The organism is Pseudomonas sp. P65(2024), assembly GCF_057480955.1.
The window spans coordinates 19,173-43,208 of sequence record NZ_JBLIYX010000027.1 but is presented as its reverse complement, the minus strand read 5'-3'; the positions used below and the strand labels follow the sequence as shown (position 1 = coordinate 43,208).

12 protein-coding genes are annotated in these 24,036 nt (G+C 68.1%); 3 read left to right on the top strand and 9 right to left on the bottom strand.

The genetic code is table 11. The features are described 5' to 3' along the window. Window positions 1-7 precede the first annotated feature (7 nt). The 3 genes from AC25MA_RS24580 to mqo all read right to left on the bottom strand — a co-directional run bounded on the left by AC25MA_RS24580 (window position 8) and on the right by mqo (window position 15,779). Complete coding sequence (locus AC25MA_RS24580; RefSeq protein WP_486972478.1) at window positions 8-12,499, bottom strand: filamentous haemagglutinin family protein; 12,492 nt, start codon at window positions 12,497-12,499, stop codon at window positions 8-10. A gap of 206 nt (window positions 12,500-12,705) precedes the next feature. Next, window positions 12,706-13,854, bottom strand: coding sequence for a substrate-binding domain-containing protein (locus AC25MA_RS24575; protein WP_062363458.1), 1,149 nt, complete (start codon window positions 13,852-13,854; stop codon window positions 12,706-12,708). A 350-nt stretch (window positions 13,855-14,204) separates the two neighbouring features. Continuing rightward, the gene (gene mqo, locus AC25MA_RS24570) at window positions 14,205-15,779 is read right to left on the bottom strand and encodes a malate dehydrogenase (quinone) (RefSeq protein WP_069015819.1); all 1,575 of its coding nucleotides are present in this window, start codon (window positions 15,777-15,779) and stop codon (window positions 14,205-14,207) included. Between the two features lie 213 nt (window positions 15,780-15,992). Here mqo and aroQ point away from each other — a divergent pair, with 213 nt between their 5' ends. Further along, window positions 15,993-16,442 (top strand): type II 3-dehydroquinate dehydratase, encoded by a 450-nt coding sequence (gene aroQ / locus AC25MA_RS24565; RefSeq protein WP_028688751.1) that lies wholly within the window; start codon window positions 15,993-15,995, stop codon window positions 16,440-16,442. Then, the gene (locus AC25MA_RS24560) at window positions 16,439-17,284 is read left to right on the top strand and encodes a shikimate dehydrogenase (RefSeq protein ID WP_028688750.1); all 846 of its coding nucleotides are present in this window, start codon (window positions 16,439-16,441) and stop codon (window positions 17,282-17,284) included. The genes aroQ and AC25MA_RS24560 overlap by 4 nt, the downstream gene beginning before the upstream one ends. Before the next feature lie 52 nt (window positions 17,285-17,336). Here the strand turns inward: AC25MA_RS24560 and AC25MA_RS24555 are convergent, their stop codons facing one another. Genes AC25MA_RS24555 through AC25MA_RS24540 form a run of 4 tightly spaced genes read right to left on the bottom strand, consistent with a single transcriptional unit; the run spans window position 17,337 to window position 20,168 of the window. Further along, window positions 17,337-18,071 (bottom strand): amino acid ABC transporter ATP-binding protein, encoded by a 735-nt coding sequence (locus AC25MA_RS24555; protein ID WP_028688749.1) that lies wholly within the window; start codon window positions 18,069-18,071, stop codon window positions 17,337-17,339. After that, window positions 18,058-18,705, bottom strand: coding sequence for an amino acid ABC transporter permease (locus AC25MA_RS24550; protein ID WP_062363453.1), 648 nt, complete (start codon window positions 18,703-18,705; stop codon window positions 18,058-18,060). Before AC25MA_RS24550 ends, AC25MA_RS24555 begins: the two co-directional genes overlap by 14 nt. Next, window positions 18,706-19,371, bottom strand: a complete 666-nt coding sequence (locus AC25MA_RS24545) for an amino acid ABC transporter permease (protein ID WP_028688747.1) — start codon at window positions 19,369-19,371, stop codon at window positions 18,706-18,708. Window positions 19,372-19,382: 11 nt separating this feature from the next. Beyond that, complete coding sequence (locus AC25MA_RS24540) at window positions 19,383-20,168, bottom strand: transporter substrate-binding domain-containing protein (protein ID WP_028688746.1); 786 nt, start codon at window positions 20,166-20,168, stop codon at window positions 19,383-19,385. Window positions 20,169-20,429: 261 nt separating this feature from the next. Between AC25MA_RS24540 and AC25MA_RS24535 the strand changes: the two genes are divergently transcribed. Next, window positions 20,430-21,128: a FadR/GntR family transcriptional regulator gene (locus tag AC25MA_RS24535; protein ID WP_088852163.1), complete on the top strand. Its 699-nt coding sequence runs from the start codon at window positions 20,430-20,432 to the stop codon at window positions 21,126-21,128. Window positions 21,129-21,134: 6 nt separating this feature from the next. Here the strand turns inward: AC25MA_RS24535 and AC25MA_RS24530 are convergent, their stop codons facing one another. Both AC25MA_RS24530 and quiC read right to left on the bottom strand, forming a co-directional pair. Beyond that, window positions 21,135-21,797 (bottom strand): TetR/AcrR family transcriptional regulator, encoded by a 663-nt coding sequence (locus tag AC25MA_RS24530; RefSeq protein ID WP_028688744.1) that lies wholly within the window; start codon window positions 21,795-21,797, stop codon window positions 21,135-21,137. Between the two features lie 105 nt (window positions 21,798-21,902). Then, complete coding sequence (gene quiC, locus AC25MA_RS24525; protein ID WP_207852413.1) at window positions 21,903-23,810, bottom strand: 3-dehydroshikimate dehydratase QuiC; 1,908 nt, start codon at window positions 23,808-23,810, stop codon at window positions 21,903-21,905. Window positions 23,811-24,036 lie beyond the last annotated feature (226 nt).

The window sequence follows — 24,036 nt, the reverse complement described above, 5'->3', positions numbered from 1 at the left end:
CCCCGGCTCATAGCAACAGGTTGCCCCGCTCCTCCTCGGTCAACTGTGCCTTCGCCCGTTCATCCAGCGCCCCGGCCCCGAGCACCTGCACCGGGCTCTGGCGATTGTACTGGGGGTTGAGGCTCGCCCCGTCCTGCCCCGGCACCAACCGCTCGCCACCGAAGCCCAGCACCTGCACGGTGATCACCGACGGCTGGCGCTGCCTGGACGCGGCCTGCTGCTGGCGCCCCGCCTCTTCGGCGGCCTGGCTGGCCGACGATGCCGCGGCGCTGGCCGAGGCGATCGCCCCGGTATTCACCGAGGCCACCGCCGGCATGCCCTTGGCGTCGCCCTGGACCTGGATGTTGGCGGCGTTGACCACCTGCAGCGCGGCGATGTTGACGTTGCCCGATACGCGGATCCCGGCCTCGCCAGCGTCGATGGTGCCCTGCGGCGCGATCAGGTCGATATCCCCCGGCGGCACCTCGGCGATCGGGTTGAGCGTGGCGATGCCGGCGCCGGTGCTCGGCACGCTTGGCGCCAGGCCGACGTTGCCCCACAGGTCGTAGGTGCGTTTGGGCGGGGTATACACCACGGTGGTCTTCGAACCGCGACCGGCGTTGATGTCGCCCTGGGCCGACCAACCGAGGATCGAGCCGCCGAAGGTGGTCATGATCCGGCTCTGGCCGAGCAGGATGCTGCCGTGCGAGTACAGCTGGATATCGCCGCTGCCCTGGGTGATCACCCCGGCGGTGGACGGTGGCGCCTCGCCCTCGATGCCGAACACCTGCTGGCCACCGGGTGTCAGCACCTGGATGCCGCCGCCGAAGTCGGTATGGATGCCCGCCCCGCCATAGAACGTGGCGCTGCCGCCATAGCTGATCGTATTGCCGGCCACATCCCGCTCAGGGAACAGCGTGGCGATCGCCTGGCGGCCGCGTACATAGCTGCCGGTACGCGGGCCGTTGACGTCGTTGTACTCGCGTCCGCCTTCGCGCAGTTCGCTGAAGTAGACCTGCCGGGCGAAGATGCGCTGCTGCTCGGCGGGCAAGGCGGCGAAATAGTCACGGCTTGCGGCGCTATCGCCGGTGAAGTCGAAGCGCTCACGCAGCCAGGCCTGCAGTTCCTGGTCGTAGACCTTGAACGGCTGGTCCGGCTGGCCCTGCTTCGTGCTCAGGTAACGCTCGAGCAGGCGGGTATAGTCCGGACCGGTCTTGCCAGCGCCGACGATGATGGCGATGGCCGCGCCGTCGTTCCCGCCACCGCTGCCATCGACCCGGCCAATGCTGTTGATCGCCGCCTCCTGGTAAGCCGAGCCCACGCCCTGGCCGGACTGGAACAGGTTGCCCCCGGCCACCACTTCCAGCTGGCCGGGCCCGGCAACATTGAAGGTGCTCAGGCGAATGTCGCGGCCGGCGCTGATCAACGAGACATCCAACGCGTCGCCATGAATGATCAGGTTGCCCGAGGAATGGATGTTGCCCTGATCCCCTGCCACCATGCCCGTCGCCCCGAAGCGCTCGGTCCCCAGCGCCTTGCCTGCATTGACGATATCGCGCCCGGCCATCACCCGCACCGGCCCTGCGCCCTGGTACAGCTTGAGCCCGGTCTGCTGGTATTCAATGATTTCGCCGGTGTTCAAGCCGAGGATGTCGCCCGCCAGGGCATAGAAACGCGCAGGCGCCTGCGGCCGCTGCCCGGCCCTGTAGGTGTTGAGCCCATAGGTGAACAACGGCGCCGTATCCAGGCTGACGGCAACGTCCCCGCTCAGGTTGCCGGCCCGGTACACGAACGCGAAGTCCTGGCCCAGCATGGCAGGTCGCTGCGGCGTGGCGATGGCTGAGGTGTCGGTGCCGGCCTGGCTGATCACATAGCCACCGGCATAGATCGACTCGCCCGCGATCAGTTGCAGGGCGCTGCGCGCAGACGGCGCGGTCATCAGCGAGTACGCCGACGTCGCGACGCCCCGCTCGCTGGCCGAACTGCCGTAGTACAAGCTGCCGTTGGCCGCCAACACGCGCAGGGCCGTCGGGTAGAACAGCCGCCCACCGTAGAGCGGCAGGTTGCGCCCGGGTCGGGTGTCGTCGAGGTTGACCGGCGTGACATTGCCGCCCAGGGCCAGCAAGTCAACGGCGGTGGTCTCGCGCCACAGCGAGAACCAGCTGCTGCCCTGCCCGGCATAGCGCATACCGTTGTCGCCGAGGAAGCCGGTCATGTTGAACTGCGGCACCCGACCTGGGTCGCCCACGCCTTGCACGACCAGGTCGCCGCGGCTGTCCAGGCGCACGGCGGCATCGCCCGGCATCAGCGTCAGGCCACCCAGCGCCGCCGCCTTGGTCGAGGTGAAAGGGTCGTAGGCACGCGACTCGCTGCTGTCGTTGAAGGCGAAGCTGCTGCCATAGACCTGCCTGACCACGCCGATACTGCCCGCCTGCACATTCAGGGCGCCGCGCAGGTTGACCAGCGTGCCGCCCAGGTCGGGGGTGACGCGCGCCATTTCCAGGGCACTGGAACCCGGGTTGATGGCGCCGGCCACACGCAGGTTCAGGTCGCCGCCTCCGGTCTGCACCAGGCGGCCGTCCTCGGTCATCCGGCCACTGCCGCCGACCACCAGGTTCAGGCCCTGGCTGCGCTCGGCCTCGACGCCCGCGGTGTTGCTGCTCTGCAGCAGGCCCGCCGAACCGTCCACGCCGACATCCAGGTTGCCGCCGCCCAGGGTGCCGATGCCGGTGAAGCCCACCAGCCAGGGCTCGGCCACCGTGGCCTGGGGCTGCTGGGCGAAGGTGCCGAAGTTGACCCACCAGGCCGCCGGGATATCGGCGCTGGGCTGTCCCTGGCGCCACAACCAGTTGCCCACCGCGGCCGACGCCACTTGCGGCCTGGCGAGGGCACTGCCGGTCCTGGTCGCCACCAGGTTGCCCGTCAGGTCGCCGCCGGCGGCGATGCGCAGGTTGCCGCCCTGCTCCGGATACCAGGCGCGGTACAGGCTGTCGGTCAACGCTTCATAGGCCGTGCCGGCGCCGCCCAGCACGCTGCCGTCGGCCAGCCGGCCACGGGCGACCTGGTGCGGATCACTGCCGTCGCGCCATAGCGACGGCGCCTGGGTGCCGGCGGTGTAGACGCCGAACAGCGAGTCCATGCGCCAGTCGCCGGCGCTGAGCAGGTCCAGATCGCCGGTGCCTGTACGCAGCACGCTGAACATCAGGGTCTGCGGCGTGACCTCGATACGCTCGGGCTCGCTCGGCGCATCAACCTCCACGCACCAGCCGGGGATCGAGCACAGGTCCATGTCGGCTTCCGCCACCGGGGTGCCGGGCTCCATGCCATAGGTGTTGTCCGGCCCCCAGACCCAGATCTTCTTGCCGCCCACTGTCTGGTCCACGCACCAGCCGGCGATGTCGCACAGCACCAAGTCCTCGGGCGCCACCGGGGTACCCGGCTCCATGCCATAGGTGTTGTCGGGGCCCCAGACCTTGATGGTCTTCACTGCCGGCTCGCACCAGCCGGCGATCTCGCACAGCGCCAGGTCCTCGGGCGCCACCGGAGTACCTGGCTCCATACCGTAGGTGTTGTCCGGCCCCCAGACCATGCCGGTGCCGGTATCCCCGCCGCCGCTGCGTTTCTGCTGCGCCATGTAGTGCAGGTCGGCCAGGCGCAACACGCCGGCCTCGGTGTCGGGGCGGGTGATGCGGCTGTCGGCGGCATCCAGGTCGGCGCCGGCCACCAGGCGCATCGACCAGGACTGCGAACCTTGCGCCAGCATCTGCGCCAGCGCCCAGTTGCGCCCCTGCTGGCCATTGACCGCGGGCCGCAACTCGATCAGGTCGACGCCCTCGGCCAGCTTGACGTCGGTGCCGGCCGGCAGCCGCGAGCCCACGGCCAGGCCCAGCACGCCGCGCAGGGTCAGACCGCTGCTGGGCAGGGCAACGCCCTTGCTCCAGGTGCCGCCCTGCACCGCCACGCTGACCGGCAGGCGGCTGCCCGCATCCAGACGCGTGCCAACGGCCAGGGTGACCGGCTCGCGCAACAAGGTGCCGGCGGCATACAACAGGTTGCCGCCGGCATCGCGCACCGGGGCCTCGAGCACCGTGCCCGCAGGCAGGGTCAAGGGCGCCGACAGGCTCAAGGCACTGGGCAGGCGCTGGTTGGCCGGCAAGGTGGTGGCGGCGAACGGCAGGTCGAAGTTGAGCAGGCTGCCTTCGGGGAACCGCGTGCCCTCGGCCAGTTCGACGCCGCTGCGCGGGATCACCAGGTCGCTGTCGAAGGGCTGCTTGCCGGGCACCAGCAACCAGCCCTTGCCGTCCGTGCGTGTGTCGTCGGTGGCCAGGTCCACCGGCATGAAGCCGTCGCTGATGCTGCCGTACACCTCCAGGTTGCCCCCGGCGCGCAGCACCAGGTTGCCCACCTCGCCTGAACCGTAGACCGAGGTCTGCGCGGTCAGCGGGTTGAGGCTGGCGTAGCGATGGCCGGACAGGTCCAGGTCGCCCTGTACCACCAGGTCGGTGCGGGCATCGGCCGTGGCGATCTCCACGCCCGGCCGCAGGTGCAGGGCCTGGGCGTAGCGGGAGTTGTTGAGCCCGGCCAGGCGCACCTCGAGCAGGTCGGGATTGCCCAGCAGGTGGTTGATGAACTGCACGCTCAGGTCGTGCTTGCGGTTCAGGTAATCCTGGTCGATGACCTGGACCGGCCGACCACTGACCGAAGTGCCGCCCGGCGCCGCGTCGGTATAGCGCTGGTTGCCGACCACCGCGATGGAACGGGCACCGAGAATGTCCACAGGGCCGCGCACGTCGATGGCGATATCACCCGCGGTATCGCTGCCCTGGCGCGGGGCGATCAGCTCCAGGGTGCCCCGTGGGCGGCCATCGCCCTGCCCGGCGGCGGTGCCGTGGCGCAGGTCGATGCGCGCGCCGCTGGCCAGGGTCAGCTGGCCCTGGCCACTGTTGAGTTCGACCACGGCGCGGTTCGGCGCGTCGATGATCGCGCCGTAGCTGTCGACCCGCAGCCCACTGCCGTGGGCATCGAGCAGCGCCCCAGCGCCGAGGGCAAGGCCACGTCCGGCGGCCAGGCGGATGCTGCCGACTTGCTCGCCGCTGGCATCGACATGGCCCTCGATCCTGAGCTGGCCATTGTCCAGCGACACGTTGATCTGCCGTGCCTTGAGCTCATCGCCGATCACCAGGTCGCCCTGCTTGATCTGGAAGCTGCGCGCGCCGAACACTTCGTCGCGGTTCAGGCGCTGGTTGAGGCCGGCGAAATCGTCCAGGTGCCGGGCACGGATATCGACCGCGCCACCCGCGTAGGGGACCCGCGTGCCGGCGGCATCATACTGGCCGCTGGCAGCCCCAAGAATCCGGCCGAGCAGCTCGATGCCCCCGCCCTGCTCACCCAGGGCGATGGCGCTCAGGCGACCGGCGCGGTTGTTGCGGGCACTGAGGTCGATCAACGCGCCGGCGGCCTGGTGAATGTTGCCGAACTGACTGCCGAGCACCAGCTCGCCACCCCAGCTGTACTGGGTCACATCATTGAAGGTCAGGGTGCGCCCGGCCAGGTCCACCCGCGCGGCGTCGCCCAGGCGCAGGTCGTCCACGGCCTGCAGGGTCAGGCGGCCACTGGGCAGGCTGAAGGTGCCGTCGACCAGCAGTTGCCGCGCCTTGAGGCTCAACTCGGCCCCCAGTGCCTCGCGGCCGCTGGCCAGCGCACCCGTAGCGCCTTGCACACGCAGGGTGCCGCCGGCCTCGATGCGGTTGAGCGAACCCGCGGTGCCGGTCCACAACGGCGTGTCCACCAGCAGGTCGCCACCGCTATAGGCGAAGCCGCCGTCGGCCTGGTAGTCGCCACGGCGGTGATGAACCAGCAGGCTGCCCTTGTGGTTGGCCGTCACCTGGTGGCTGGCGTGCAGTTCCACACGGCTGAAGCCCAAGGTCTGGCGCGCCATGTCGGCGCTGCCGTCGGGCTGGCTGTTGGCGCCATAGCCGAACTCCAGGTCCTTGACGCGGATGGCCAGCACGCCATCGCCACTGCCGGCCCCACCCGCGATCGGCGCACCCGCGACGTTACGGGCACCGCTCCAGATCAAGCGTTCGGTGCGGATGGTCGCCTGGTCGCCGGCCAAGCCACTGCCATGGATGACCGGCACGCCGAGGACCAAGGCCTGCAGACGGTTCTTGCCGGTGACCGGGTCGTAGGTGTCGAGCGCGGTGGTACCGAAGAAATTCAGCGAGTCGGACGCCGCCAGCGTCAGGGTCTGCAAAGCAGGCACGCCATCGGCCGGGCTGCCCTGCAGCAGGCGGTCGAGCACCTGCTGGTTGAGGGTCAGGCCCTGACCCAGGACACCATTGGCCAGGGCCTGGGCCAGCGCCTCGGCGCTGCCGACGTTGATTCGTCCGACCGACAGGCCCAGGTGACGGGTGCCGAAGGCCACGCCATCATCGAGGCTGAAGGTCTTGTCGGTGGCGGCGAACAGCGAGCCTTCCGAGTACAGCCGGGTGCTGCCCTGGCAATCGCCGGCGCTGCAGCCGCCAATGAGAATGGAACCCGGCGCCCCGCTGGTGGTGAGCGGCGAAGACAGCACCTCCAGCCGGCCATTGGACACCGCCAGCAAGGCGCGGCCATTGCTGTTGATGAAGTAGCCGTCATCGGCGCCGAAGGGCACCGCGCCACGGCCAAGGGTGACGAGACCGGCCCCCTGCTCGACGACGATACCGCCGTGCGGATCGTTGCTGGTCAGGAACACTTCGCCGGCCCGCAGCTCGGCCCCCGAACGCACCCAGATATCGCGGGTGCCTTCGAGGAAGGTCATCTGGTTGCCGCCCTGGCCGTAGAGCACATTGGCCCGCCCGCCCAGGGTCAGCCGGGGTGCCTGCAAGGCATTGAGCTCGCGTGCCGACAGCACCGCGATGTTGTCGCCGATGGCCTGGCCGCTGCCGCCATCGGCGACGATCTCCAGGCCCCGGGCGCCGAACACCGCCGCGCTGCCGGCATGACCGCCCTGGGCGGCGGCGAAGTTCACCCGCCCGGCGACACGCAAGGTACTGGCGGCGTCATTGTTGGTCTGCACCCGCAGGTTCAGCCACTTGCCATCGGCCTCGATCGCCGCGCGCGGCACGCCCTTGGCCACGGCATCGGCGCGCACGAAGTCGGCGTAGGCCATTTCGTTGTACTGCGAATAGCGTCGCAGCACGTCAGCTGCGGTCAGGATCACCTGGCTCGGCAGCGCCTGGCGGATACCGGTGTTGGCCACCGACAGGCTGCCCGTGGTGGTCCATGAGCCGTTGCGCATCGCCTGGCTGCCAGAGCGTCCCACGGCCGTGGCCAGGCCATTGAGCTCGACCCTGAACGCGCCCGGCAGCAGGGCGTAGCTGGCCGGCAGCAAGGTGTAGGTGCCTGCCGCCAGGCCTGGAATGCTGCCATCCAGGGTAATCTGCTGGCCGATCCCCGGCGCTGCCACGCCGGCTTCGCCGGTGACCGGTGCGTAGGGGCCGGTGAAGCTTGGCACGATGGCATAGACCGGGTTGCTGTCCAGGGTGGGCAGGACCAGGCGCCCCTCGCCATCGAACTGCATCAGCGGGTGGTAGCGGGCATCGGTGGAGCCGCCACGTCCGGAGACGAATCCGGCCCCGGTCAACGTGCCGCCCCCGGACAGGTCGATCAAGGCGTCCTGGCGGACATCGATCGATTTGCCGTTGAGCGACACCCCATAAAGGCTGTCGCCTGCCGCCCCCACCAGCTTCACCGCCTCGCCACCGAACAGGTAGCTCAAGCCGTCCACCGTTGCGCCATAGGGCATGACCAGCCCGGCCGCGCTGACCGAGGTGATGCTGCCCGGCAGCAGGGTCACGGACTGGGTGCCCCCCGTTTCCTGCCCCAGCGACAACCCGCCCAGCGGCGCCCGCAGCACGCCGCCCTGCTCCACCTTGCCGGCGATCAGCGCCAGTCGGCCGAATACCGAGAACGGTTGCTCGGGCGTGCCCTGGCCGGCCCTGCCAATGCGCAGGGTGGCGTTGGCGCCCGTCTCGATCTGGCCGAAGGCACCGGTGGTCGGGTAGATCTGCGCGGCGAGCAGCTCCAGGTCGGCATTGCCGCGCAGCAAGGTGCGGTCGGTGCCCTCGCCGACCTTGCCCAGCACGCGCAGGTCGCCCTGGCTGCGCAGGCTGCCCAGGGCAAAGCCACGCCGATCGAAATCCAACGTGCCGCCCGTAGCCAAGGCCAGGCTGCCATGGGCGCCCAGGGTCAGCGCATCGCGCAGGTCCAGCAGCTGCGCGTCGACCTGCAACAGCGCCGCGCTGTCCTGGGTCGACAGGCCGCCCTTGAGGGTCGGTCGGGTCGCCTGCTCAGCGCTGCGGTGGTTGCTGCCCGCGAGCCGCACATAGGGCGCCTGCAGGTGAACACGGGCGTTGCCTGCGCTCCCCTGGGCCAGCACCAGCGAACCGGTGTACAGCTGCAGGCTGCGGGCCATCTGCAGATCAATGTCGCCATCGAACGCCACCACGCCGTCGCTGAGCAGCGACAGGCTGTCGAAGCCCCCAGCAGCGATCCTGGCGACGTCGAGGCGCCCCTGGCCATAGCGCAACGGTCCGTTCTGAAGGCCAGCAGCGCCCTGGGCAAGGGTCAGCTCGCGGGGTGCCTTGACCCCGTCGACCAAGCTGGCATTGAGGTACAGACCGGTGTCCAACGCCACCTCCAGGCTGCCGCCCGCAGCGCCACGACCACCGGAAGCGGCACTGAAGCTGCCGTTCAGGCGCAACCCATGGCTCGACGCCAGGCTGATGCGCCCGCCGTTGCTGGCCACGGCCACCGGCCCCTGGCCACGGATATCCAGCGTGGCCTCGGCGCCATCGGCGCGCAGGCGGGCGCCTTCGGCCATGTCCAGGAACAGGTAGGCGCCGTTGCTGGTGCCCAGGTTGTGGTCGATCTGCCCGCCGATGACGATGCTGCCGCCGTCATCAACCCGGCCATAGCGGCGCCCCTGCAGGTCAACGGCCGTGACCGCCCGACCGGACACATCGATCAGGGCCTGGTCGCCGAGGCGGATGGAGCGCTGGTGCGCGCCTTCGGATACACCGGAATCCATGGCCGGCAGCCACGGCTGCAGCAGACTGACACTGCCGCCCCAGGCATTGAGGGTGCCGTCCAGGGTCAATTGCGCGGTGCTGCCCAGGCTGATGGACTGCAACGGGTCGACACTGATCGTCGCGCCGCGCCCGACCTCGAGCAACGCTGCTTCGCGCACGGTCTGGGCGAAACGGGTATCGCCCGCCGCCAGGGCCAGGCTGGCGCCGGCACGCGACTCCAGGGTGCCGGCCACGGCGTTCTGCACGAGCGGCGGCGCCAGCCAGACCTGCGCCTGACCACTGACCGGCTGGCTGGCGTCAAGCCGCTCCACAGGCCGGGTGACATCGATACGGCTGCCGGCGGCCACGCTCAGGCTGTGATTGCCGGTGATGGCGTAGTGGGCGAAGCCGCGGCTGAAGAAATCCTCGGCCAGATGCACGCTGGCCTTGCCATCGGCGGCGGCGCCAATGCTCACCCGGTCGGCGGCCACGGTCAGGGTGCCCGCACCACTGCTGCCGTAACCGCGCAGCTCACCGTCGAGGCGCATCCGGCCGGTCCCGGCGCTGTTCAGCACGCTGCTCTGCAAGGTCAGGTTGCCGCCACTGCCGCCGAGCAGGCGGTTGGCTTCGCGGCGCACCACCCCACCGGATACGTCCAGCACGCTGCCGCTGTCCAACAGCACATCACCACTGCTACGCAGGCTCAGACTGCCGCCGTTGCGCCAGGCCCGCTCGCCGGGACTCACACCTTCACTGCGCAAGCCGCTGACATCCAAGCGTACGCCGGCGGCCACGCCGACCTGCGCGCGCAGCCCTGTCGGGGTAACAAGCGGCAGGTCCTGCAGGCTGGCGAGGACCCGCTGCCTGAGCACATCGCCCAGGACCATCTGCCCGCCTCTGGCGGTCAAGTCGGCATTGACCTGCACCTGCGGGGCATAGAGCGTCAGGCTGCCACCGTCGGCCAGACGCAGGGCATCATCGACCTGGATACGCTGCTGAGCGGCGACCGTAAGGCCGCCCAGGGCCGAGCCGTTGAGCCAGTCGCTGTCGAGCAGCAGTTGCCCGCGACGCTTGTCGTCCAGCGGTGCCTGCAGGCCGATATCGGCGCTCTGCCCGCCCGCCCCTTGCCGCACCAGCACCTGCTGCATGACCGGGGTCAGGCTCATGCCCAGCGCCTTGGCATCGGAGAGATAGCCGGGCACCTGCTGGCCGATCACCAGCTGCGCGCCCTGGGCTCGGGCGCTGTGGACCTGGCTATAGCCGTCGCCTCCGCGCACCGGCGCCTGGACCTGGCGCTCGTCCTGCCAGGTCTGGCCGACCAGCTGGCCATCGAGCACCGCGCTGTGGGTCGCCACCACCAGGCTGCCGGCATCGCGCCCCACGGTGTAGCCCTGCTCGAAGCGCTGCCCAGGGGCGATCAGCGGATTGTAGAAGGTGCGGGTCTGGTCCCAGCGTGCGCTGTGCGCCTGGTAGCCTTTGTACAGGCCGGTGTAGAGCAGGTCGCCCGGGGCCCGCGACAGTTCGTACAGGCGTCCGTCCTCACCACGCAACCAGCTCTGGCGGACGTAGCCGTCCTGCACCGCCAGGGTGCCACCGGACAGGTTGATCTCGGCGCCGGCACGGGTCACCAGGTCCTGGCCGGTGAAGGTCACCGTGCCGCCCTGGGCCATCCACTCGCCGACACTGTGGTTGCGGGTGCCGAGGTAGCCGCCGACCTCAAGCAGGCCACCGGCGGTGTACCAACGATCGCTGGCGTAGCCGTTGACGCCCTTCTCGACATGCACCAGTTCCCGTACATCCACCCACACATCGCTGTTGATCAGGCCGCCCTTGTCACGGTTGCCGGCCGCGTCGCGCTGCTCGTTACCTTGCACGTTGATCTTGATCACGTTGCTTTCCATCGCCACCTTGACCCCGAGGGCCCCGGCCACATCGATGCGCGCGCCCTCGTCCACCAGGCTGCGCAGCCCGGCGCTGACCGCCACCTGGCCGCCGGTGGCCAGGGTCAGGGCGCCTTCCTGGAAATGCACGGTGCCGCCACTGACCACCTCCACCCGCGACTGCTCGGGGCGGTCGATGACCTTGCTCAAGTTGTCGAAGCGGCCCGTGGCATTGTTGCCGCTGACACCATCCACCACCTGCCGCGAGGCCTCCCGCTGGCTGTCGAGGGCCTGGCTGTCGTCGAGCAGCACGGCGGTGACGCTGCCCTTGCCGAAGCTGACCGTGCCGTTGGCGTCACTGGCCGAATTGAGCAGGTGGATGCTGCCCCGCCGGTCCACCGCGGTGCTGGCCAGGGCCACGCCGTCCTGGCGCACGGCATGGCCGGTCAAGGTGATGTCGCCGCCCGCGGCCTGGATCAAGCCAGCGTTGGCCACGCTGCCGGCACTGCTGCCGGCCTTCAGGCTGCTGGCGACCTCGTTGCCACGGGTGGTGGAGAAGGCGTTGGCCTGGGTGCCCTTGCCCCGGCGGATATAGAAGGCGTCACCGGCGGCCAGGGTGGCCTGGCCCTGGGGCGTGATGATCTGGCCTTCGTTGCTCACCTCGCTGCCCAGCAACAGCACGTAGCCGCCCCCTTCGGTGGAGCTGGCCGGCGCGCGGGTTTGCAACTGCGCGCCGCGCTCGACCTGGAGCTTGCCGGCGGCCTCGGTGAAGGTGGCCTGGCTGGCGTTGTTGTCGACATAAAGCCCACGCTCGCGGAACTGCTCGTCGCTGACCTGCGCTGCCGCCGCCACCAGGTTGCGCACGTTGACCTGGCTGCTGCCGTTGAACACCACGCCATTGCGGTTGACCAGCATCACCGTGCCCTGGGCCTCGATCTGGCCCTGGATCTGGCTCGGCCGGGCATTGGGGTCGTTGACCCGGTTGAGCACCGCCCACTGCGCCTGCTGATCGAACTTGACCGTGGTGTCGCGGCCGACGTTGAAGGTCTCCCAGTTGAGGATCGCCTTGTCGGCGGTCTGCTCGATCAGCACCTGCGTCCTGCCGCCCACCTGGCTCTGCTGCGGCGCCTTGGCATTCTGCCAGCCCTTGGTCAACGGGTTCTCGTCGACCTTCAGGCCGCCCTCGCCCAGGCCGTTGGGCACGGTCTGCGGCTGCACCTGCGCGAGGGTACGCCCGGCGGCCTGGGCGGCCTGCTGCGCGGCGATGGCGGCCACGGTGTTGTTGAGATTGCCCACCGACCGCTGGAACTGCTGGTTCAGGCGCTGCTGCTGTGCCAGCGGCGGTGGCGCGCCGGGCAGTTGCACGGTGCCACCGCCGCCGACGCCGCCCCCGCTGGCGGGCGCAGCGCCCTTGGCCGCAAACCAGGCCGAGCTGAACGGCTGCGCGGCGTGGGCCGTGCCCGCCAGCATCAGCAGCGCGATGGCCTGGGCCAGGGGCTTGAGCAGCATGGGCTCATGGCCGACAGGCTGGCCACGGCGCTGGACGACGGTGGCTGGAAAGTCTGGCTGGTGCTGGCCGCGCGACATCGCAGGGTTCCTTGTGCTGGGTCATGGAAGGCAGTTCGGTGCGGCCGTGATGCCGCTTTGCCATAAGGCAGTCGGCCCGGGCCCGGACCGAAGTTTTGTCATGCAAAGTTCATCTGCCTGGGTTACGCGCACACGCGAAAACCGACGGTGCCGTACCGGCCACCGTCGGTTGTCCGCCCGTTGCGGGCTTGGGCTTTCGCGTGCGCTTACAGTCGGCCGATGCCGTTGCAGACCGAAGCGTTGGCGATGTCGGTGCCTTCGTTGTAGCCGTTGTCCAGGAACACCTTCTTGATCTCGGCGGCGTAGGCGGCCGGCAGGCTGACGAAGGAGTGCTGGGCGATGGTGGCGGCCTTGGTGCCGGAGTACAGGTCGTTCAGGAAGCTGCGCACGGCGGTGGCGTCAGCCGCGGTCTGGTAGCACTGGCCGACCAGCAGGTTGGTGTAGCCGACGATCGGATAGCCCGAGGTCGGAACGATGCCACCGGCGTTGAAGATCGGCACCCACTTGCTTGGGTCGGCGCGATCGGCCGCGGAGCTAGGGGCGACGGCGGTGCCCAGGGCGGTACGGGCGTTGGCGGCGGTCGGCAGCGGCGCGGTGCCGGCGGCCATGGCGTTCTTGCTGACACGGGCGACCACGGCGTTGTTGCCGGTGGCGACATAGTCAGGGCTGACGTAGCCGATGGTGCCATCGGTGGCGTTGACCGCGTTGACCACATCGGCGCTGCCGGCAACGGCTTGCCAGGTGGCCGGCTCGCTGCCGACGTTGGCGGTGGTGAAGGTGCTGCTGACCACGAAGGACGATGGGCAGGAGTCAGCCAGGAAGCGCGACAGCAACTCGGTGGTGCCGCTGCTGCCGGAACGGTAGATCACCTTGATCGGGGTGGTGTCGGCGCTGCCCAGCAGCTGGCCCCAGGTGGTGGTGGTGCCGGAGAACACGGCGCACAGCTGGGCGCCGGTCAGTTGCAGGTTGGTCACGCCCGACTTCTTGTAAGGGATGGCGACAGAAGTGCCCACGGACGGGATCTGTACCAGTTTGCCCCAGGTGGCGGCCTTGGTGCTGTTGTAGGTCGACAGCTCCGAGGCGCTCAGCACCGAATCGCTGCCGGCGAAGTCGACGTTGGTGCCGGCCGGCTGGTTGATCGAGGCCGGTGCGTTGGTCAGGAACGCCGTCTTGCCACCGCCGCTGCCCACGCCGGTGTAGCTGAAGTCGGCCGGCAGCAGGCGTGGCAGGGTCGAGGTGCCGTTGTAGAGGTTTTCCGGCAGGGTGGCGCCGCCACCGACAACAGCAGCCATGGATTGGGCCGAAGCCAGGGTAGCAGCCACCAGGGAGGCGGCGATCACAGTACGCTTAAACATGAAGCAATCTCCTATCGTCGTGTTCGTACGTTGAGTGGGTCGCGCATTGCTGTGGCCACAGGCCGCATCCCCTGATCCAGAGGGGTTGGCGGCTGGGCCACGAAGGCAACATTCGCAGCTTGTGGTGACAGGCAAAGGAAAAAACATCGGGAGTTCGGCAGGGAAAAGCTCGGGTGTCGGCGGGCGGTTTCCGGGCCTGCGGCAGGCTGGCCAGGAGCCGGGGCAGGCAGTACGGGAGGGATCGAACCGGAGGATGGCAGCTCAGGTACTCGGGAGCTTGGCCGGGGGAGAAAATAACATTGCGCCAGTGCCGGCCACTTCACAGTGGCCGGCTGGTCATGGGCGGGTCTTCAGGGCGCGGCGACCTCGCTGGGCGTCGCCAGTTGCAGAACCTCGCTGGTGTAGGCCCACGCTTGCTGGACCTTGTCCGGGTGCTCGTTCAGGCGGATGCCGTAGGACGGGATGATCTGCTTGATCTTCGCCTGCCACTCGGGCGTGGCCACCTTGTCCTTGAACACCTTGCTCAGCAGGTCGAGCATGATCGGCGGCGCGGTCGAGGCGCCCGGCGAGGCGCCGAGCAGCCCGGCAATGCTGCCATCCTTGGACGTCACCACTTCGGTGCCCAGCTTCAGCACTCCGCCCTGGTTCTGGTCTTTCTTGATGATCTGCACCCGCTGGCCGGCCTGCCACAGGCGCCAGTCTGCCTTCTTGGCCTCGGGGAAGTAGGTCTGCAGCGCAGCGAAACGGTCATCGTCGGACTGCATCAGCTGGCCGATCAGGTACTGCACCAGGTCGAACTCGCGCACCCCGACCCGCACCATCGGCCAGGTGTTGTGCAGCGACATGCTGGCGAACAGATCAAGCAGCGAACCTTCCTTGAGGAACTTGGTGGAGAAGGTAGCGAACGGCCCGAACAGGATCATGCGCTTGCCATCGAGCACCCGGGTGTCCAGGTGCGGCACCGACATCGGCGGCGCGCCGGTGGCGGCGATGCCGTAGGCCTTGGCCATGTGGCGCTGGGCGATGACAGGGTTGTCGGTGACCAGGAACGAGCCGCCCACCGGGAAGCCGGCATAGTCCTTGGCCTCGTCGATGCCGGACTTCTGCAGCAGCGGCAGCGCCGCGCCGCCGGCGCCGATGAACAGGAACTTGGCATCGGTGGCCGAGGTGCTGCCGTCCTTTAGGTTCTTGTACTCGACGTGCCAGCTGCCGTCGTCATTGCGGGTGATGTTCTCCACTTCGCTGGACAGCTTGAGGTCGAAGTTGGGCCGGGTCTGCAGGTAGCCCACGTACTGGCGTGTGATCTCGCCGAAGTTGACGTCGGTGCCGATGGGCGTCCAGGTGACGGCGAGCTTCTGGTTGGGGTCGCGCCCCTCCATCATCAGCGGCACCCACTTGGCGATCTGCGCGTGGTCCTCGGAGTACTGCATGGGCTTGAACAGCGGGCTGGCCTGCAGCGCTTCGTAGCGTTTCTTGAGGAAGCGGATGTTGTCGTCCCCCCAGACGAAGCTCATGTGCGGCGTGGTATTGATGAATGAGCGCGGGTTCTTCAGCACACCCTGCTTGACCTGCCAGGCGAGGAACTGACGGGTGACCTGGAACGACTCGTTGATCTCCACCGCCTTGCTGATGTCGATCTTGCCGTCCTTCTCCGGCGTGTAGTTGAGCTCGGCCAGCGCCGAGTGGCCGGTGCCGGCGTTGTTCCAGCCGTTGGAGCTTTCCTCGGCGACCTTGTCCAGGCGCTCGACCATCTCCATCGACCAGCCCGGCTCCAGCTCGTTGAGCCAGACCGCCAGCGTGGAACTCATGATGCCGCCGCCCACCAGCAGCACATCGACCCGCTTGCTGTCGGCGGCGTGGGCGTGGAGGCCCAGGGCCAGGACCAGTGTCGCGACTGCCCACCTGGGCGTTTTGCTGATGTTCATGTGCGCTCCCTTGTTGGTCATTGCGTGCACCTGCGCGATCAAGCTTAGCCGACTGGATTGCTCGGGCATGGCCGCGGTGTTTTTAATGCCTTTGGCGGATCTGTCGCGGGCCAGGTCCGATAATCGCCCGCTTTCAATCGATGATGATTTGACGAAACTAACCAGATAGTACAATTATCGAGACATCCAAAAACAACAAAGTGATACCCCGTCATGACACCCCGAATCCTCGTGCTCAACGGCCCCAACCTCAACCTGCTGGGCACCCGCGAACCCGCCCAGTACGGACATGAAACCCTTGCCGACCTGGCCCGGCTCTGCGCCGCCAGCGCCGCTGAACTGGGCCTGGAACTGGAGTTTCGCCAGACCAACCACGAAGGCGAGCTACTCGACTGGATCCATGCCGCCCGTGGCCGTTGCCACGGCATCCTGATCAACCCTGCCGCCTGGACCCACACCTCGGTGGCCATCCGCGACGCCCTGGTGGCCAGCGAGCTTCCGGTGATCGAGGTGCACCTGTCCAACGTGCACAAGCGCGAGCCGTTCCGTCACCTGTCGTTCGTCTCCAGCATCGCCGTGGGGGTGATCTGCGGCCTCGGCAGCCAGGGCTACCGCATGGCCCTGGGCTACTTCGGCGAACACCTGCGCGAGCACGCGGCATGAGCGGCACAGGCATCCTTGCCGGCCTCATTGGCCGTGGCATCCAGGCCTCGCGCACACCGGCGCTGCACGAGCGTGAAGGCGACGCCCAGGCGCTGCGCTACCTGTACCGGCTGATCGACGCCGACCAGCTGGGCCTGGACGACAGCGCCCTGCCCGCCCTGCTCGATGCCGCCGAGCGCACCGGGTTCACCGGGCTCAATATCACCTTCCCGTTCAAGCAGGCGATCCTGCCGCTGCTCGACGCGCTGTCGGACGAAGCGCGTGGCATTGGCGCGGTGAACACCGTGGTGCTGCGCGAGGGCCGGCGGGTTGGCCACAACACCGACTGCCTGGGCTTCGCCGAAGGCTTGCGGCGCGGCCTGCCCGGCGTCGCGCGGCGTCAGGTGGTACAGCTGGGCGCGGGCGGCGCGGGCGCGGCGGTGGCCCATGCGCTGTTGGCCGAAGGCGTCGAGCGCTTGCAGCTGTTCGAGGTCGACCAGGCCCGCGCCCGGGCACTGGTGGACAATCTCACCCAGCGTTTCGGCGTCGGTCGCGCCGTGCTCGGCGAGGACTTGGCCAGCGCGGTGGCCGACGCCGATGGCCTGGTCAACACCACACCCGTGGGCATGGCCAAGCTGCCCGGCACCCCCTTGCCTCCCGCGCTGCTGCACCCACGGCTGTGGGTGGCGGAGATCATCTACTTCCCCCTGGAGACCGAGCTGCTGCGCCATGCCCGGGCCCTGGGCTGCCGCACCCTGGACGGTGGCACCATGGCAGTGTTCCAGGCGGTCAAGGCGTTCGAGCTGTTCAGCGGGCGCCCGGCCGATGCCGAACGCATGCAGGCACACTTCGCCAGCTTCTAGCAAGCCCGCGCGTGCGCAATCAGGGCTGCCGCGCGACGAAGCGATGCAGCCCTCAGGCCCCCGCCACCGCACCGATGAAGTTGGCCAATTCCGCCGTGCGCGGTGCGGCAAACACGTCGCGCGGGTGGCCGGTCTCGTGCACCTTGCCCTGGTGCATGAACACCAGCTTGTCGCCCACCTCGCGGGCGAAGCGCATCTCGTGGGTGACCATGACCAAGGTCATGCCCTCCTTCGCCAGCTGGCGCACCACGCCCAGCACCTCGTTGACCAGTTCCGGGTCCAGTGCCGAGGTGATCTCGTCGCACAGCAGCACCTTGGGTGACATGGCCAGCGCCCGGGCTATGGCCACCCGCTGCTGCTGCCCACCGGAAAGGCGGTCGGGGTAGGCGTCGATCTTGTCGCCCAGCCCTACCCGCTCGAGCATACGTTCGGCCAACTGGCGTGCCTCGGCCCTGCCGGTCTTCTTCACCACCTGGGGCGCGAGCATCACGTTCTCGCCCACGGTCAGGTGCGGGAACAGGTTGAACTGCTGGAACACCATGCCGACCTTCTGGCGCAGCGCGCGCAGGTCGGCACGGCCGGCATCGAGGTATTCACCATCCACCTCGATCACCCCGTCGCTGATCGACTCCAGGCCATTGAGGGTGCGCAGGAAGGTGCTCTTGCCCGATCCGCTGCGGCCGATGATGGCCACCACCTCACCCTCCTCGATGCTCAGGTCGACCCCCTTGAGCACGTGGTTGTCGCCGTAGTACTTGTGCAGCGCGGACACTCTAAGCAGGGGCATGCAGCCTCCTTTCCAGGTAACGGGCGCTCAGCGAGAGCGGGTAGCAGAGGATGAAGTAGCCCACGGCCACCAGGCCGTAGATCAGGAATGGCTCGAAAGTGGCGTTGGCCAGCATGCCGCCGGTCTTGGTCAGCTCGGTGAAACCGATGATCGAGGTCACCGCCGTGCCCTTGACCACCTGCACCGAGAAGCCCACGGTGGGGGCTATGGCGATGCGCAACGCCTGGGGCAGGACCACATGGCGCAACTGCTCCAGGCGGCCCATGGCCAGGCTGGCGGAGGCCTCCCACTGGCCCCGCGGGATCGCCTCCACGCAGCCGCGCCAGATCTCGGCGAGAAAGGCGCTGGTGAACAAGGTCAGGGCGATGGCCGCGGCCATCCACGCCGACACGTCGATGCCGAACAGGGCGATGCCGAAGAACACCATGAACAGCTGCATCAACAGCGGCGTGCCCTGGAACAGCTCGATGAACGCGCGGGCGGCGCCGCGGATCAGTGGCCGGTCACTGATCCGCGCCACCAGCAGCAACAGCCCGCCGACGCTGCCGCAGGCGAACGCCACCAGCGACAGCAGCAAGGTCCACTGCAACCCGGTCATGAGGTTGCGCACGATATCCCACAAGGTGAAGTCCATTCAGCGTCTCCCCATCAGCAGGCGCTGGCCGATCCAGGCCAGCAGCTGGCGCACGACGATGGCCATCAGCAGGTACAGCAGCGTGGTCAACAGGTAGGTCTCGAAGGCGCGAAAATTGCGCGACTGGATGAAATTGGCGGCGAACGACAGCTCTTCGGTGGCGATCTGCGAACACACCGCCGAGCCGAGCATGACGATCACGATCTGGCTCGTCAGCGCCGGCCACACCTTGGCCAGGGCCGGTTGCAACACCACGTGGCGAAACGCCTCGAAACGGCTCAGGGCCAGCGCGGCCGCGGCTTCGAGCTGGCCCTTGGGGATCGCCTGGATACCGGCGCGGATGATCTCGGTCGAGTAGGCGCCCAGGTTGATCACCATCGCCAGCACCGCTGCCTGCCATTCGCTCAGGCGCACGCCCAGCGCCGGCAGGCCGAAGAAGATGAAGAACAGCTGGACGATGAACGGCGTGTTGCGGATCAGCTCCACGTACAGCCCGAACAGCGCGTCGAACGGCCGCAGGCGCCAGGCCCGGGTCACCGCGCCGAGCACGCCGATGGCGACCCCGAGCACGGTGCCGACCAGGGTCAGCTCCAGGGTGAACAGCATGCCCCGCAGCAACAGGTCGCCCTGCGCCAGCACCGGGGCGAAGTCGAATTGATAGGCCATCGCTCAAGCGCTCAGAGATCGGCCGGCAGCGGCTGCTTGAGCCACTTCTCGGCGTTACGGTTCAGGCTGCCGTCGGTCCTGGCGGCGTCGAGGGTGGCGTTGACCTTCTGCAACAGCGCCGGCTCGTTCTTGGCCAGGCCCACGTAGACCGGCGAGTCCTTGAGCTTGACCTTGAGCACCGGCACCTTGGCCGGGTTCTTTGCGGCGATGGCGGCCATCACCACGCTGCCGCTGGCGATCAGCTCGACCTGCCCGGACAGGTAGGCGGCGATGGTCGAGTTGTTGTCCTCGAAACGCTTGATGATCGCGCCCTTGGGCGCCACGGCGCTCAGTTCCATGTCCTCGATGGCGCCGCGGGTGACGCTGATGGTCTTGCCGGCCAGGGCTTCGATCGCGTCGACCGGTGCCTCGGCCGGGCCGAACACCGCCAGGTAGAACGGCGCATAGGGGCGCGAGAAGTCGATCACCGCGGCGCGCTCAGGGTTCTTGCCCAGGCTCGAGATCACCAGGTCGACCTTGCCGGTGGTGAGGAACGGGATGCGGTTGGTGCTGTTGACCGGGGTCAGGGCCAGCTTGACGCCAAGCTTGTCGGCCAGCAGTTGCGCGGTGTCGATGTCCAGGCCACGAGGCTTGAGGTCCGGGCCGACCGAACCGAACGGCGGGAAGTCCTGGGGCACGGCCACCTTGAGCACGCCGCGGGCGGTGATGTCAGCCAGCGCGTCGGCCTGGGCCAGGGGCATTGCCAGAGGGGTGGCGCAGAACAGGGTGGCCAGGAACAGGGAGCGGAACGTCTTCATCGAAAGGCCTCGCAGGAGTCCGGAAAGGGGCTGCGGTGCCAGTGCACGGGCCATGCCAGTCTTGGGCAAAACACCTGCTAGCGGCGTGGCGCAAGGCACCGATCAGGTCTTACTGGTCTGAACAGTTGAGACCTCGAAGCATCCCGTGCCCCGCTTTCGCGCAACGGCCGCAGGGCCTGCGCCAGGACGAGGCAAGGCTTGCCACGCCGTGCCGATTGCCCGTAAAAGGGAGGCCATCGCCCTCAGACCGGTCTGAACAGCATGCTCGCCACCGCCACGCGCCCCGTCCCGGAAATCGCCCTGCAGGCCATCCGCCAACTGATCGAGCAGGACGGCTACCAGCCTGGCGACGCCCTGCCTTCGCAGCGCGACCTGGCCGAACGCCTGGGCGTGAGCCGGGCGTCGCTGCGCGAGGCCTTGTCGTCGCTCAGCGCCCTGGGACTGGTCAGCGTGCAACCGGGCAAGGGGGTGTTCGTCCTGGCTCCGGCCACTGGCCAGCCATCGCCAGGCAGCTTCGCCTGGCCCTATGCCGAACAGGTCTCGGCCGCCGACACCTTCCAGCTGCGTTACGCTCTGGAAGGCTTCGCTGCCGGCCAGGCGGCCCTGGCGTTGACCGCCGATGACCTGGACGCGTTGCAGGCCAACGTCGAGGCAATGGCCGTGGAGTTGCGCGCCGGGCGCTTCGAGGCCGCCGCACGCCTGGACTTCGCCTTCCACCAGCAACTGCTGCAGGCCAGCGGCAACCGCGCGATGCTGCAGGTGATCACCGCCAGCCAGGATATTTTCCTGGAAAGCCAGAAACTGCCGTTCATCCGCCCCGAGCGGGCCATGGAAACCTGGCAGGAGCACCGCAAGATCCTCCGCGCCCTCGTCCGCCGCTCCCAGGCCGGCGCGCAACGGGCAATGCAGGAGCACATCCGCAACGCCGCGGCGCGCACCGGGGTGGTGTTCGCCGGTTGAGCGGGCTCAGGCCTTGATGTAGCGCATCACCGCCTCGCAGATCACCTGCTTTTGACGCTGCTTGACCTGCTCGTCGGCCAGGTCGATCTGGAAGATGTCGCCGAAGGTGTGGCGGTTCGACACCCGATAGAAGCAGAACGAGCTCATCAGCATGTGCAGGTCGATCACCTCGATCCCCGGGCGGAACACGCCCTGCTCCACGCCACGGGCGAGAATCTTGCCCAGTGCGTCGAGCACCATGCTGCTCATCTCGCGGATCACCGGCGACTGCTTGACGTACTCGCCATAGTGGATGTTCTCGGTGCAGACGATGCGCACGAAGTCGACGTTGTCGGCGTGGTGGTCGAAGGTGAATTCCACCAGGCGCTGAATCGCCTGTTCAGGCGACAGCGAGTCGAGGTCCAGGCTGTGCTCGGTCTTGCGGATGTCGCCGTAGAGCTTGACCAGGCATTCGACGTAGAGCTGCTCCTTGCTGCCGAAGTAGTAGTAGATCATGCGCTTGGAGGTGGCGGTACGCTCGGCGATGGCGTCGACCCGGGCACCGGCCAGGCCCTGCTGGACAAACTCGGTGATGGCGGCCTGGAGAATGTTCTCGCGGGTCTTTTCCGGGTTGTTCTTGCGCGATCTGCGCAGCCCTTCGACTTCAGGCTTTGCTACCGAATCACTCATACCGACTCACAGGCTCGTTATAGGAATCCGGACGATTATCCGTGAGCCGGGCGGTGCAGGGAAGCGTGGTGTTGTGAGCGGCTTGCCCCGCGATGGGACCCTGATTTACAACACCGCCGTGCGCGCCGCACCGCTGCGCGCTTTGGCCATCGCCGCCAGGCGCACCGCGACGTTGGCCGCGCCATAGCCGGCGTAACCGCCCTTGCGCTGCAGGACCTCGAAGAAAAAGCGCCCTTCGAACGGCTCGGTGTACACATGGAACAGCTCGCCGCCCTGGGCATCGCGGTCGTACAGCACGTTGTAGTACGCCAGCTCGCTGAGGAACTCGTCATCGAACTCGAAGCGCGCCGCCAGGTCGTCGTAGTAGTTCAGCGGGATCTCCAGCAACGGCACGCCGGCCTCCTTGGCCCGGGCCACCTCAGCGAAGATGTCCTCGCAGTCAAAGGCGACATGGTGCACGCCCGAGCCGCGATAGCTGTCCAGGGCATGGGCGATGGCGGTGTTGCGGTTCTCCGAGATGTTCAACGGCAGCCGCAGGCTGGCGCAGTGACTGCGCAGGGCACGGCTCTTGACCAGGCCATAGGGGTCAGGCAGTACCACCTCGTCGTCGGCGGTGAAATCGAACACGCTCTTGTAGAACAGCACCCAGCTGTCCAGCGCCTCGGCCGGCAGCGCCAGGGCCATGTGGTCGATGCGCTTGAGCCCGCCGCTGGCCCGGGCGTTCTGATCCAGGTGGAAATCGATGTCGTAAAGGCTCGGGCCGTCGGCGTCCGGTTCCACCAGGTACAGCAGGCTGCCGTCGGGCGCGCGCACCGCCGGGATCTCGCGCTCGTTGGGGCCGACCAGGCCACGGAACGGCTGGCCACGGTAGGCGGTGGCGCGCCGCAGCGCGGCCTGGCCGTCATTCACCCGCAGCGCCGTGGCGCACAACGACGGACCATGGGCCTCGAAAAAGTTGTGGGCGAACGAGTAAGGTTCGGCGTTGAGCACGATGTTGATATCGCCCTGGCGCAGCAGGCGCACCGCCTTGCTGCGATGTTCGCCGGCCTCGGCGAAGCCCAGGCGTTTGAGCCACCCACCCAGGCGCGCGCCGACCGCCTCGTCGACGGCAAACTCGATGAACTCCACGCCGTCGTAACGGCTTGCGCCAGGCGGCGCGAACAGCACGCCAGGCTCGACGGCGCGTGCCTCACGCTCCAGCTCAACGCGGGTCTTTTCTTCGAGGTACAGCAGCGAGCGCAAGCCGTCGGCGGCGTTCTGCCGGGTCGGTGCCGCACGGAAACCGTCGTTGAAGACCTCCAGCGACAGCGGACCGCGGTAGCCGGTGGCCAGGATCGGCGCGAGAAAACCCGCCAGGTCCATCTCGCCCTGCCCCGGGAAGCAACGGAAATGCCGGCTCCACTCCAGCACGTCCATTGCCAGGATCGGCGCGTCGGCCATTTGCACGAAGAAGATCTTCTCGCCGGGGATATCGCGAATGCCGCTGGGATCGCCCTTGATCGACAGGGTATGGAAGCTGTCGAGGATCACCCCCAGCGCCGGGTGGTCGGCCTGGCGCACCAGGTTCCATACCTGCTGCCAGGTGTTGACGTGGCGGCCCCAGGCCAGGGCTTCGTAGCCGATGCGCAGGCCGCGGGCGCCGGCATGCTCGGCGAGCAGGCGCAGGTCGTCCACCAGCAGTTGTTCGTCGCCCAGCGCGTCAGGCTGGACGTTGCTGCACACCAGCACCAGGTCGGTGCCCAGCTCCTGCATCAGGTCGAACTTGCGCTCGGCGCGGTCGAGGTTCTTGTGCAGACGATCACGAGGACAGCCCTCGAAGTCGCGAAACGGCTGGAACAAGGTGATCGCCAACCCCAGGTCCGTGCACAGCTGGCGGATCTCGCGGGGGCTGCCGGCGTAGTACAGCAGGTCGTTCTCGAAGATCTCGACGCCGTCGAACCCTGCGGCGGCGATGGCTTCAAGTTTTTCCGGCAAAGTGCCGCTCAAGGAAACGGTGGCGATCGAACGGTGCATGGCGGGTGTTCCTTGTTATTGAGAGAGGCGGCTGGTCAGGCCCTGGCACGATCGATTATTCGCAGGTAAAGTCGCCCCGGCAATGAGCTTTGTACGAAACAGTTAGTTTTTGTTCGATTACCGAACAAAACCCGTTCCGGCGAATTGATTCACCCACCCCCGTGAACAACCATGAACACCAGTCGCAGGCCCGCCGGCCCTTCTCGCTGCCACGCCGGTCGTTCGG